11 protein-coding genes and 3 pseudogenes are annotated in these 13,391 nt (G+C 46.5%); 2 read left to right on the plus strand and 12 right to left on the minus strand.

What is annotated here, in order from left to right:
* The 3 genes and pseudogenes from RMO79_RS16975 to RMO79_RS16985 form a co-directional block, all read right to left on the minus strand.
* A pseudogene (locus RMO79_RS16975) lies at window positions 1–582 on the minus strand (histone deacetylase); the annotation flags it as partial.
* Window positions 583–674: 92 nt separating this feature from the next.
* On the minus strand, window positions 675–1,412 hold the full coding sequence (locus RMO79_RS16980) for an ABC transporter ATP-binding protein (protein ID WP_310484396.1): 738 nt from the start codon (window positions 1,410–1,412) through the stop codon (window positions 675–677).
* Window positions 1,413–1,414: 2 nt separating this feature from the next.
* Window positions 1,415–2,200, minus strand: coding sequence for an ABC transporter ATP-binding protein (locus tag RMO79_RS16985; protein ID WP_310484397.1), 786 nt, complete (start codon window positions 2,198–2,200; stop codon window positions 1,415–1,417).
* A gap of 95 nt (window positions 2,201–2,295) precedes the next feature.
* On the opposite strand from RMO79_RS16985, the gene RMO79_RS16990 reads away from it, so the two are divergent.
* Entirely contained in the window at window positions 2,296–2,895 is a 600-nt protein-coding gene (locus tag RMO79_RS16990) for a hypothetical protein (RefSeq protein WP_310484398.1), read from the plus strand.
* 11 nt (window positions 2,896–2,906) lie between these two features.
* Here the strand turns inward: RMO79_RS16990 and RMO79_RS16995 are convergent, their stop codons facing one another.
* From RMO79_RS16995 to RMO79_RS17030, 7 genes and pseudogenes are all read right to left on the minus strand, one after another.
* A complete protein-coding gene (locus tag RMO79_RS16995) occupies window positions 2,907–3,815 on the minus strand; it encodes a branched-chain amino acid ABC transporter permease (RefSeq protein WP_310484399.1) in 909 nt (302 codons plus the stop codon).
* Between the two features lie 5 nt (window positions 3,816–3,820).
* Window positions 3,821–4,759 (minus strand): branched-chain amino acid ABC transporter permease, encoded by a 939-nt coding sequence (locus tag RMO79_RS17000; RefSeq protein WP_310484401.1) that lies wholly within the window; start codon window positions 4,757–4,759, stop codon window positions 3,821–3,823.
* Window positions 4,760–5,167: 408 nt separating this feature from the next.
* Entirely contained in the window at window positions 5,168–6,397 is a 1,230-nt protein-coding gene (locus RMO79_RS17005) for an ABC transporter substrate-binding protein (protein ID WP_310484402.1), read from the minus strand.
* A gap of 691 nt (window positions 6,398–7,088) precedes the next feature.
* Window positions 7,089–7,487: pseudogene (locus tag RMO79_RS24620) on the minus strand (PIN domain nuclease).
* A 163-nt stretch (window positions 7,488–7,650) separates the two neighbouring features.
* Window positions 7,651–7,950, minus strand: a complete 300-nt coding sequence (locus RMO79_RS17020) for a type II toxin-antitoxin system RelE/ParE family toxin (protein ID WP_310484405.1) — start codon at window positions 7,948–7,950, stop codon at window positions 7,651–7,653.
* Between the two features lie 2 nt (window positions 7,951–7,952).
* Window positions 7,953–8,192: a hypothetical protein gene (locus tag RMO79_RS17025; RefSeq protein WP_310484406.1), complete on the minus strand. Its 240-nt coding sequence runs from the start codon at window positions 8,190–8,192 to the stop codon at window positions 7,953–7,955.
* Window positions 8,193–8,501: 309 nt separating this feature from the next.
* Window positions 8,502–9,143 carry a hypothetical protein gene (locus RMO79_RS17030; RefSeq protein ID WP_310484407.1) on the minus strand — a complete coding sequence of 214 codons (642 nt, stop codon included), beginning with the start codon at window positions 9,141–9,143 and terminating at the stop codon, window positions 8,502–8,504.
* A gap of 136 nt (window positions 9,144–9,279) precedes the next feature.
* Here RMO79_RS17030 and RMO79_RS24625 point away from each other — a divergent pair.
* A pseudogene (locus RMO79_RS24625) lies at window positions 9,280–9,468 on the plus strand (hypothetical protein); the annotation flags it as partial.
* A gap of 677 nt (window positions 9,469–10,145) precedes the next feature.
* Here the strand turns inward: RMO79_RS24625 and RMO79_RS17040 are convergent.
* Window positions 10,146–10,379, minus strand: coding sequence for a hypothetical protein (locus RMO79_RS17040; RefSeq protein ID WP_310484409.1), 234 nt, complete (start codon window positions 10,377–10,379; stop codon window positions 10,146–10,148).
* 104 nt (window positions 10,380–10,483) lie between these two features.
* Entirely contained in the window at window positions 10,484–13,336 is a 2,853-nt protein-coding gene (uvrA, locus tag RMO79_RS17045; protein WP_310484410.1) for an excinuclease ABC subunit UvrA, read from the minus strand.
* Window positions 13,337–13,391 lie beyond the last annotated feature (55 nt).

Raw genomic sequence — 13,391 nt, forward strand, 5'->3', positions numbered from 1 at the left:
ATCGCTGGTTTGTTTCTTGCTAGGGAAATTGATGTCGCAGTGCATGGAGAAGGTAAATACACTCGAATCGCCTTGAAAAATTGCCGCAGTACCATCGCCTTGATGGACATCGAGATCGACGATGAGGATCTTTTTGGCTAACCCTAATTTCTGAATGACGCGAGATGCGATCGCCAGATCGTTGAAGATACAGAAGCCCGAACCCAGATTAGCAAAAGCATGATGGGTGCCGCCTGCTGTATTACAGGCAATGCCATGTTCGATCGCGAGTTTGGCAGTTAGAATCGAGCCACCCAGAGCGATACAAGTCCGATTGACTAGTTCGATACTCCAGGGTAAACCGATCCTTCGCTGTGCTTTGGGATCTAATGTGCCAGTATAGTAAGCCTGAATATAAGCCGGATCGTGGACTAATTCTAGCCATTCCGTCGGTGGTAATGTAGGGGCGAATACTTTTTCTGCGGTGACTAATCCATCTGCTAATAATAGCTCGTACAGCATCCGAAATTTGGACATCGGAAAGCGATGGCTATCGGGCAATGGGACGACATAATCGGGGTGGTAAACAATTGGTACAGACAAAATTACAGCTACAGAATCTTAAAACTCGCACCTAAAATTCTAACTCAACTCCACTCTTCAAACACCCTCTGACGATCGATAGTTGAGCCGACCTAGCCCAGGTAAGCTTGCCGCACGCGCTCGTCTGCCAAAAGATCCGCCGCCCGCCCTTCTAGCGTAATCTGTCCCGCTTCCAGCACATAACCACGATCGGCAATTTGTAGTGCTAAATTGGCGTTTTGTTCTACCAGCAGAATTGTCACCCCCAGATTGCGGAGATTTTTAATAATTTCAAAGATTTCCCGGACGATCGAGGGTGCCAAGCCCAGACTCGGCTCGTCTAACAGCAATAGTTGAGGGCGACTCATCAGCGCACGCGCGATCGCCAGCATTTGTTGTTCGCCACCACTAAGGGTTCCGGCTAACTGATGGCGACGTTCTGCCAGTCGGGGAAATTGGTGAAATTGCCGCTCCAAATCCGACTTAATGCCGAGTCGATCGTGGCGACAATAGGCTCCTAGTGTTAAATTATCCAGGACTGTTTGCTTGGTCAATACCCGCCGACCTTCGGGGCTGTGCGCGATACCCAGCTTGACGATCGCATGAGCGTAGTGGCGAGTAATTTCTTGCCCATTGTAGATAATTTGTCCGCTGATGGGTTTAACAATCCGTGAAATCGCCCGCAGGGTGGTGCTTTTACCCGCACCATTGGAGCCGATTAGGGTTACGACTTCGCCAGCTTTGACGACCAGATCTAGCTGTTGCAGAGCCTGAATTCCCCCGTAGTTGACATTGAGATCCTTTACTTCGAGAATGGGTGGTATATGCTGGGCGGCGGCTGTGGTCATCATTGCTATTCGCCTCCTAAATATGCTTCAATTACCGCCGGATCGTTACGGACTTGTTCGGGATTGCCAATGGCGATCTGTTGTCCGAAATCTAGCACGGCAATGCGATCGCATAAACCCATGACCAGCGGCACATGATGTTCGATCAATAATACTGTTAGCTCGAACTGGATTTGAATTTGACGGATAAAGTCACTCAGTTGACCCTTTTCACTGGGATTCATCCCCGCTGCTGGTTCGTCTAATAGTAAAATCTGGGGTCGCAAAGCCAGCGCGCGGGCAATTTCTAAGCGACGTTGGTCGCCGTAGGGGAGGTTGCGCGCCGCTACAGTAGCTCGATCTTTCAAGCCTACCAATGCTAGTAATTCAACAGATCGATCGCGAATATCCCGTTCTTCGGCGGGGGTGGGTGGTAAATTGAAGATGCCTTGAAATAGACCGCTCCGAGTCTGAATGTGGTGTGCGATCGTGACGTTTTCTAGTACCGATAGGTTACCAAACAAGCGAATATTTTGAAATGTCCGCGCAATGCCCCGTTTGGCAATTTGAAATGGTCGCAGCCGAGAGATATCTACCCCGTCATGCAGCATCTGTCCGCCCGATGCCCGAATTAGTCCTGTCATCAGGTTAAAAGTTGTGGTTTTACCCGCACCATTGGGGCCAATCAGTCCAAAAATTTCTCCCTCATTTACGGTAAATGACACATTATTAACCGCCACAAGTCCGCCAAAGCGGCGAGTCAGCCCTTGGGCGGTGAGGACAACATTTGGCTGGAGCGAGATAGATGCCATCAATCTACTAATCTGAACGGGGTACTCGATCGACCACTACATATTAAGCCAAAATTCGATCTTCTCGACCTTAAACTATAAATATTTGTCGATTTATGAGTACTGATATCATGATGTATGCGGAAATTCAGATCGATGGCACTTGGCAAATCTTGACAGCACCGCCCCCTCAGGTCGAGTTCACCCCTGCGGATGCCCAAACTTCACCACCTCATGAGTCGATCGAGGTATATTACAGCAATCAAAATTACGATCTGTTTGCGATGCTGGCAGACGAACGGAATCCGAGCGGGAGAACGGTAGACAATCGATCGTTTGATGTTATTGCCCAGCCGCGTGGTTTACCCGCAGATTTGAGTCTAGAACTTGGCGATGCCCTCAGCGGCGATAAAATTGCTAGCTGGCTGCTGCTAGCGGAAGTTTTGGAATTTGACTGGTATGGGAAGGTGATGCAATATGAGGCGATGGTAGATGCGCGGGTGGCTCATCTGTTTGAAGAGAGTAAACCGTTTCCAGCCGATGATAAGTGGCCAAAAGACATCCCGATCGGTTATGCTACTTGGGATCGAGATGGCGTAACCGTGCGCTGGACTGATACTTATGCTGCTGCTGCACCAGATTTTATAGAATTCTTGGAGCAGTTGCAACAATACGGCGAACCCTCACAGATTCGGCTGGTATTTAGGTTTTGGTAATAATCTTCGATCTATTTCCGCTTAAATAGCCCCGCTGGAACTAACCCTTGAGGGAAAAAGATCGTACCCAAAACGATTAACAATCCAAAAATCATCAATCGCCCATCTCTGAGAAACTGAGCCACAAATAACGGTAAATTCGGCGTATCTGCTGCAAACCGCAACAATTCTGGCATCGCTGTAAATACCATTCCGCCTAAAACCGCACCCAAAAAGCTGCGCGAACCACCGATTAACACGAAAGTCAGGTAGATAATACTCGCATCGAAAGTACCCTGACGGGCATTCCAAGTATTCAAAAAGTGGGCACTGACGGCACCAACGATCCCTGCGAGCATTGCGCCCAGAGTGAAAGCCAACACTTTGTAATAAGTAGGATTGATGCCCATCGCATCGGCAGCTAGTTCGTCTTCCCGAATTGCAATTAGAGCGCGTCCGACGCGAATATTTTCGAGTCGGTAGACAAATGCCATGCTCAGTAATAGTAACGGTAACGCAATCCACAAATACTCGATCGGGCTATTAAATGGCTGCGGAATCCCAAAAATACCGACTGCGCCGCCAGTTATTTCGAGATTGAGGGAAAGAATTCGCAAGATTTCGATAAAAGCGATTGTCGCGATCGCTAGATAAATGCCCCGTAACCGCAGCGCAGGCACTCCGACTAAAATTCCCAAAATTCCGCAAACGATCCCCGCGATCGCCATTTCTAGCAGCAATAAGGGAATGGGAAACGCACCCGTCGTCACGAATACTTTGGTCGATAAAATTGCGGCAATGTAACCGCCAACGGCATAAAACCCCGGACTCGCCAGCGATAATTGTCCTGCCATTAGTGGTAGATAAAGAGAAATTCCCAGCATCGAGCCAAATAGCATCGAGACGATGAGGAAGCCATAAGTAGATAGAAAATCGGACATGGGTTTTAAACTTTCTGAATGAGTTTTTGTCCCAGTATCCCCTGGGGACGTACCAACAGGATGATAAATAAAATCGCAAAAGCCACAGCATCTTTATACCCCGAATCTGGGACAAATGATTCCACCATGCCAATGAGCAAACCGCCGAGTACCGAACCAGGAATGCTCCCCAATCCACCCAATACAATGACAGCCAAACCTTTCAACCCAAAGCCAATCCCAAAATACGGCCCTGCAATCCCGAAACTCGAACCGACTAACGTACCCGCAATACTACCCAAAAAGCCGCTGACAAAAAACGAGAGGACGATAAACCGTTCGGTATCAATGCCTAGCAAACTCGCAGTAGTCGGATCTTCGGCTACTGCACGCATCGCCTTACCATACTTGGTACCGCTAATAAAATAGGTTAACGCTGCCAGAATTAGTCCCGACACTCCAAAAATAATAATCTGGACAGTCCGAATGGCGATCGGATTTTCCGAACTCCCAAAATTAATCGCTGTAGGCAAATCGCCGTAGGTGTTGCCTGGAAACGTGTAGTTTTCGGCTCCCACTAGGTATTGAATCAGGTTCACCAATACTACCGCTACACCCAAGCTAGAAACCACCATCAGTAGAGGATCTGACTGTTTGCGGCGCAGGGGACGATAGGCAAGTCGTTCGATCGCGATCGCGACTCCACCTGCTAAAATTGCGGCTATAATTGCAGCCAGCCAGAAGGGAAGCTGAATGCCTAACGAAAAATTTGCCAGCAAGCCATTAAAGCCAAATTTCCCACCCATTAAGGCGTAGGTAAAATAAGCACCAAGGGTAAAAATAGCTCCGTGAGCGAAATTAATAATCCCTAAAATTGAAAAGATCAACGTATAGCCCAACGCGAAAATTGCGTAGACACTACCGATCGATAAACCGCCTAATAAATTCTGTAGAAATACCGTCATGATAGTAATTTTATCAGCCTTCGTCACCACCAGAGTAGTCTACCGTGTATACACAAGTCGGCTGGGCTTCGTTTCGAGATCTGAATCCCCCAAACCCCCTTTTTAAGCTTGCTCAGATCTGGTCAAAGTCCCCATTTTTAAGGGGGATTTAGCGGCTCGCAGCCGGGAGGTTCCCTCCCGGATTATGCGAGACAAGACAGCGGCGGTTTTATTCTGGGGGAACCCCAGAATAAAAAACCGACAAGACAGGGGGATTCCCACCAATTTCGCTTCTCACCAGAGATGTGTATACACGGTAGCCAGAGTAGTAGGGGCAATTCATGAAGCGGCTTGCTAAACCGTCGGGTTTCCCGACGGTTTAGCAAGACAAGACATTGCCCCTACTACTCTGGTTGGAGATAATAGAACTTATTTCAGAAACGTAAACTTACCATTGGTGCCATCGGCATCCATTTTCACCTGCGCCACATAGAAATCCTTTTGGACGATTTCACCCGTCGGCGTAAACGAAATCTCACCTAGCGGCGTACTATATTTACCCGCCAGCAATTGTTTATTCAATCCTACCCGCAAATCGGCGATCGGTTGAGCGTTAACTTTCATCGTTGGATTTGCTTTAGACATCGTGGTGAGTGCTTCGACAAAAACTTGCACGCCAGTAAACGCTTGCGCGCTAAATTGGGGCGGTTCTTTCTTGTACTGCGCTAAATACGCATCCCTAAAGCCTTTATTCATGGCATTGGGTTGTGAGGGGTTATAAGCTTGCGCGATTAAAATACCATCGCAGAGTTTTTTGCAAACTGGGAACAGGTTGGAAGTATTCAAGCCGTTACCGCCAATAATTAGTCCCTTATAGCCCAGTTCTCGCAATTGCCGAACGAGATTTCCCCCATCTGCTGCCAACCCAGAAACGATGACTAAATCGGGTTTGGCATTCATCCCAGCGGTGGCTTGAGATTGAAAATCAGTGTCGGTAGTTTGAAATTTCTGAACCGTAGCGAGTTCTAGCTTTTGCTCTTTGACTGTTTGCTGGAAAATTTCAGTTTCAGATTTACTAAAGGCATCATTCTGGGCATAGAATACCGCCACTTTCTTAATCTGGGGATTAATTTTCAGCGCAGCTTTAACAGCATTCGGAGCCACTACAGCGACTGGAGCTGATACCCGCGCGATATAGTCGCCAATCTCTGGAATACCTTTAGCAGTATTGGAAGGGCCGAGTACGGGTACCTTAGCACGATCGGCGATCGGATCGGCACTAAAAGCTTGCTGTGACAGGGTTGGGCCGACAATACCCACTACTTTGTCACGATTGATGAGAGTTTGAAAGGCATTAATCGCCCCCTGTTCGTCACCCGCAGTATCTTGTAATACTAGCTTAATTGGCGTACCATTAATGCCCCCTTTTTCATTAAAATATTTCTCGGCTAATTTGGCTCCCGCAACCTGCTCCTGCCCCAATAGAGCCACATTACTCGTCTGCGCGACAGCAATTCCGATCGAAATCGCACCACCGCTATTACCCCCTGAACTAGGAGCATTTCCGCCCGAACTGGGAGCATTATTGCCTTGGGTACAAGCTGTTAGCAATATCGGAAAACCGAAAGACAGCAAGTAACGAAACCACACTGATTTCATAAAATTATTTTTACAATCTTCTTAGTCGATCGATCTATACCACAAAACGGGAACTCGATCGACGCATTGATGACTAGGAAGCAAATCCAGACGAAGTAATGAATTGGGCAAAAGTTAAGGGCTTGTAAAGAAATAACTTCATCCCGTTCGCTATATCCAATTTACCTTCCCCTGCAAGATCCCGACTATTTTCGGGCGATTGGCAAACTCGGAAATCAGCCAGTAGCCTTGTATCGCTATCGATTAGATCTCTCACCCGCACCCGATTCGACATCCTAATTATATAAATCAGCGAATATACTGATTTAACTCTTCTACCAATAGATGAACGGTAGTATAGCAATCCTAAATCATTTCCTTGCTCATTAGTATTTAAATATTAATGAATTTAACCGCAGAGGCGCAGAGAGCGCAGAGGTAAGAAAAAGAGGGTCAAGCGTTTCATTTAGGATCGCTATAGCCGCGTGTTTTGGCTTCGATGGTTTGGGTGAATACTTCACGGATGGTGTCGAATACGCTTGAAGGGGTGACGGGATTCGATTCTCCAGGGGAGAGGCTACGCCAACGCGGGGTGCGTCCGATGGGGAATCGATCGATGACATCGGAGCTTGAGCAATAGCGTTTAACTCTTCAGAGGTAAACGTTGCCATAAATTAACTACTCAATTTATATAGAATTCGGCGATCGAGACTCAAGGCTGAAAACGTAAGTGCTGAAGAGATCGTACTTTAGCAACCGTTTCAAAATCGCGATCGTTGTGAATTAGCAGTAAATTATGTTCTAAAGCAGCTTGAGCGATACAGCAGTCGATTGGACTACGAACGGTGAGTCCTTTCCGGCGCAGGTCGTAGTAAATATGGGCTGCTGCTTGCCAAGATTAACTACTTGGTTCGATATAATCTTGCGTGTCGAGATAGGTGGAGAGGAGATTCCACTCTTTTTCATCCAAACTTCCTTGGAGTAGTTCGAGTTGAGTGAAACGGGTGAGTAAAACCTCACGATCGTCGATGAGGGTTTCCAGTTGTTGGCGTACTTGTCCAGTGCGATCTCGAAAAACAGTAATCCAAACGGAGGTATCAATCGACAGCATTATGAGTCTCACGCATAGCTTTATGGTCAAAGTCCGCTTAATGGTTGAGGTCGCTAGAATTACATTAAATCAAATCCCATAATACTTCTCCAGCTAAGGTAGCTATCATCTGATGCTCTTGAGCCGATTTAAGCCTTTGCAAAGGCGAACTCGATATCTTGAATCAGTTTGGATCGCTGAAAAGAGATGGAAGATTACGGCGACCACTGACAACTCTTAGAATTTCGATCCCATCATCGAGAATACGGTAGAAAATAATATAACCTTCGAGAGATAATCCTCTGAGATCTGGGCGAATTGCTCCATAGCTTTTGCCACTGCGCGGAAAGGAGACTAGTTGTTGACACTTGCTGTTAAATTCTTTAAAAAATCGCTCGCCTACTTCTACATTGGTTTCGGCAAAGTAGTCAGCGATTTCATTCAGATCTCGACTAGCAAGAACGTTAATAACATAGAGACTCATGCTTACACTCGACCGCGTTGAAACCGCTCTAAAATCTGGTTGACGAATGTTTCGCCATCGAGCGGTGGTGTTTGCTCTGAGGCTGAAATGGCAGCATCAATTTTCGTTCGGACATCTTCAACCCATACGTTCTCAGCTTGTTCTTCCGCCAATTCTGCCAGAAACCGAGCCGCGATCGCATCTTGTCGATCGACGGGCAGTTGTTCGATTTGGGCGATTACCTGTTGAAGCAGTTCTGTCATAGTTTACACCGCAATTTACTACAGCCTCCTAATTTTACCCGATTCTCTCTCATGACAGTCTCCGCTAGCGAGTAGGGCGATTGGGCAAAGCCCACGCTTCGCGAACGAATAGACTACGATCGATCGATAATTTCGACAGGGTACAAAGATGCTCCTCAATAGTGCTCGTTTGCGTAGCCTCTCGACGCGAGAATCGAGCCACAAATACTGGGATTGCTGGGTTTCGCGGGTTTCAACCAAACATACAGCGATCGAGATAACAATTTCCAGTCGAGCGAATAATCTAATTTAAACATTGATCGATAATCATCATTGATGTTTATCTCGAAATTCTGAAATAGCCCACTGTAACTTATTCTCGGCTTCAACTATCGTATTTTCTTTTATAGCTTTAAATTTTTTTACTTTTTTGTCCCTTTCTGTCTTTGTCAGCTTTTCTATAGCTAATGCAATAAATATAGGACTAATAGTTATTACGAGAGAGATGAAAAAGGATAATGGACTTTTAAAAAAAATCCCTGTAGATAATAAACCCCCACCGATTACAATGGGAAATATACAGCCGAGGTTCAGGCTTCCTGCACTTTCATTGTAAATAGCCTCTTTGCATTTTTTCTCAGCATCAGCTTTTGCTCTGCTAGCAAATTCAATGTACGGCGTAATATCTTCTATAAATTGATTCAAGTATATGCGATCTCTCTCTATGCTTAAATCAAGGATTGTATTAGTACTAATCTTTATCATCTGCAAAATCTGGTAGAGCGTCTCAGCTTTCCAGGTAGATCCACAATCAAGACAAGCATTCACAGTTCTATCGTTTCCGGTAACTGCTCCCACTGCACCACCTACTACCCCAAATAAAGCATATCCCACAAATGCACGACCCCAGCTTACATTCGTTTCTTGTTTAAGGGTTATATCTGAAGATCCGCAATTAGGACAATTAGCCATAGCAGTTGAATGACTCTAAGATAGTTTTGCACAGCTTACTAATTTAGAATACCCAGAAATATCTTTTCTTACGCATTGTATATGTCTAATTCAGAATTTAAGGCTACACAGGATCAGATCCTAGCTATATCTCTAAATATTTGAGCACGATGCTTGCGGTATCGGTTTTATCACACAGATGAAAGGGGTCAAGTCGCATGAGATTGTGACGCAAGCACTGACAATTTTGGTTAATCTCGATCGTCGTGGCGCGTGTGGATGCGAGACTAATACGGGCGATGGGGCAGGGATATTGATGCAGGTGCCCCACAATTATTTTTTAAAACATCGCGGCAATCGATCGATCTGCTTTGCAAGCGCACCTGGACAGAATCAACCAGCTTCGGCTCAGAGTGATTGCCAGCCTCAGCGAACTTGATGTAGTCTTAACGAGTATGTTATTTCAGCACTTGCCTGAGATGCTTTCCAGTATGCGACTTAGGATTCTTCGTCACTTGTTCCAGCGTTCCCACTGCTACTAATTCTCCTGCTTATTACCACCTTCGGGGCCGAGATCGTTGGCGTAGCCTACCGGAGGTAATCGTCCAGTCACATTGGGGATGATTACCAAATAATATCACTACGCCCGACGTAGTGATATTTCGCTCGCAAGTCAGAACACTAACCTCTTCTCCAGTATTTTTCAAGATTATCGCAGTAGCTACAATCTGTCTATCGTGCATTTCATTGATACTAAGCAAAGTATTGGTAACTTCAATGATTGCTCGACCGAGTGGATAAACAACGATCCTTGGATCGCCATTAACTGCGGTATGTAAATCGTTAACTGAAGGAATGGAAGTTTTCCCTCTCTCGACAATAAAAGATGCTTCAGCTAGCGCAATGGCGGGTAAAACTAATTTACTTTCCTAATTTTCCAAAACCTGCTTTGCCGCGTTTCCCAACCGAGGATTACCTTCTAGAAACCAAATTAACGCATGAGTATCAACGATGTATTGCATTTCAACTCCAGTCGAGAGAATCATCTATATCTCCCTGGAACTCAGCAATTTTAAAATCTTCGGTGGTAGATTGCTTGTTACCTGAAAACATGCCAAGAGTGATAAATCGATTTGTCGGATTAGTATCTACAGAATCTAAAAAGGTAACAATTACTTTACTCGATCGAATATTTGGCGGAATCTCCGTTAATTGGACAGTTCCATTTTCATAAGTTCCAGCGATCGATTGCAACATATCTGCATTCTGTGAAGTTAATATGTGTATCCAGTGCTTCTGATATCCTAGCTCAGAGACAGAGCTTTCGCATCCATGATTTGGTGAATAAAGCTCGATAATTATTAGTTTTTCACAGATTGCGCGTGTTGTTTCAACACCTGCTTTAAATACTTCCCAGTATGTGACTTAGGATTCTTCGCTACCTGTTCTGGTGTCCCGACAGCTACTAATTCTCCTCCCTTATTACCACCTTCTGGCCCCAGATCGATCGTCCAGTCGGAGCAGCGAATCACGTCGAGGTTGTGTTCGATGACGATTATGGAGTTGCCCTTATCGACTAGTCTTTGCAGCACGTCTAGGAGCTTGTGGACATCGTTGAATGAGAGTCCGGTAGTGGGTTCGTCGATTAGATATAAGGTTTTGCCCGTGGCGCGTTTGGAGAGTTCGGTGGCGAGTTTGACGCGTTGGGCTTCGCCGCCGGAGAGGGTGGGGGCGGTTTGTCCGAGTTTGACGTAGCCCAAGCCGACATCGACGAGGGTTTGCAGGCGGGTGGCGGCGCGGGGGATATTTTGGAAGAATTCTAAGCCTTCTTCGACGGTCATATTGAGGACATCAGCGATCGATTTACCTTTATATTTAACTTGGAGGGTTTCGCGGTTGTAGCGTTCGCCTTTACAGACATCGCATTGCACGTAGACATCGGGGAGGAAGTTCATCTCGATGATATTTACGCCTTGTCCGCTACAGGCTTCACAGCGTCCGCCTTTGACGTTGAAGGAAAATTGTCCCGCTTTATAGCCGCGTGTTTTGGCTTCGATAGTTTGGGTGAATACTTCGCGGATGGTGTCGAATACGCCTGTATAGGTGACGGGATTCGATCGCGGGGTGCGTCCGATCGGCGATTGATCGATGATAATGACTTTATCGATCGCACTTATGCCTTGTAGTTCGTCTACATCTTTGGGGAATGGTACCCGTTTGGTGAGGTGGTGCTGTAAGGCGGGGTGCAATAGTTCGTTGATGAGGGTGGATTTTCCCGAACCGGATACGCCTGTAATTGAGACTAATTTTCCCAAGGGGAATTCGACATCGAGATGTTTGAGGTTGTTGCGGTTGGCGTTTTTAAGTATTAAACTGCGTCCATTTCCTTCGCGCCGTGCGGCGGGTGTTTCTATGCCTATGCGTCCCGATAAGTACGCACCTGTAATCGAATCTTCAGATTTGAGGAGAGCATCTAAATCTCCCTCGACGACGATATTACCACCATGTACGCCCGCACCTGGGCCGATATCGACTAAATGATCGGCGGCGCGGATGGTGTCTTCGTCGTGTTCGACGACGATGAGGGTATTGCCTAAGTCGCGCAATTTGGTGAGGGTGTCTAAGAGTCGCCCGTTATCGCGTTGGTGCAAGCCGATACTCGGTTCGTCGAGGACGTATAATACGCCTGTTAAACCGGAACCGATTTGGGTAGCTAGGCGAATTCGTTGCGCTTCGCCACCAGAGAGCGTCATCGCGGCTCGATCGAGGGTAAGATAATCTAACCCGACGTTGAGTAAAAATTGCAGTCTGGCGATGATTTCTTTGAGCACTAGCTCACCAATTTTAGTTTGTTTTGGTGTAAGTTCTAACTTTTCAAGTCTTGCCAAACATTCATCGATCGCAGTACTGGTAAAATCGAGAATGCCATATTGTCCTAATTTTACCGATTGAGCTTCGGCTTTTAACCGTTTACCACCGCAAGCTTCGCAAGGTCGATCTGTGAGGTATTGTTCGAGTTTTTGCTTTTGCAATTCTGAAGCATCATTGTATTGCCGATCGAGAATTTTTACTACTCCCCGAAACCGACGATTTTCGCCGATATCTTCCATCCAAATCGGTTCGTCTCTGCCTTCTAAAATTAAGGTTTTTTGTTCGTCGGTCAATTTTTGCCACGGGGTATCGAGGGCGAATCCCGCCGCTTGACCCAGGCTATATAATAAGGATAAATAATAAGAATTATCTTTATCCGACCACGGTGCGATCGCGTGATAGACTGCCGCCGCCGGATCGGGAATAATTAAATCTGGGTCGAATGTGCGCGAACTTCCCAATCCGTGACAAGCCGAACACGCACCATAAGGTGAGTTAAATGAAAACAATCGCGGCGATAATTCTTCCATGACCGCACCGTGTTCGGGACAGGCAAATTTTTCTGAAAAGACTAGTTCCGTGGGCGATTCTTCCTTGTTTTCCTCAGATTCATCCGCTATAATGGAAATGGCGGCTATACCTTCTCCGTGCCGCAAACAGGTGGTCAAAGAGTCGGATAATCGCGATTCGATGCCTTCCTTATTCACCAGTCGATCGACCACAATTTCGACCGTGTGATGTTGGTTTTTATCTAATACGATCCGATCGGCTAATTCGCGAATTTCCCCATTTACCCGCACCCGCACGAAACCTTCAGATGCAAGGCTAGATAATACCTTCTGATGCGTCCCTTTTTTACCCCGGACGATCGGTGCTAATATTTGGAACTTAGTCCGTTCGGGGAGCGCGCGAATTCTGTCGCTCATTTCATCGATCGTTTGGGGCGCAATCGATCGATCGCACTGCGGACAGTGAGGCGTACCCGCGCGTCCGTATAATAACCGAAAATAATCATAAATTTCCGTAACAGTTCCGACCGTCGATCGGGGATTATTAGAAGTAGACTTCTGATCGATCGAGATTGCTGGACTCAAACCTTCGATCGCATCCACATCTGGCTTATCTAACTGTCCCAAGAATTGCCGCGCATATGCACTCAGAGACTCCACATACCGCCGCTGTCCCTCTGCAAAGATGGTATCGAAGGCGAGGGATGATTTGCCCGAACCAGACACCCCTGTGAACACTATCAATCGATCGCGCGGTAGCTCTAAACTAATATTCTTGAGGTTGTGCTGTTTGGCACCACGGATGCGAATAGTGTCTCGGTCGGTTGAAGACATAGGAATCGAGCTGGTAGTTTGCAATGGGGGCAAACTTCTGTTTTAACACAATTGT

The organism is Chamaesiphon sp. VAR_48_metabat_403 (genome assembly GCF_031422475.1).
In the GTDB taxonomy this organism is placed as follows: domain Bacteria; phylum Cyanobacteriota; class Cyanobacteriia; order Cyanobacteriales; family Chamaesiphonaceae; genus Chamaesiphon.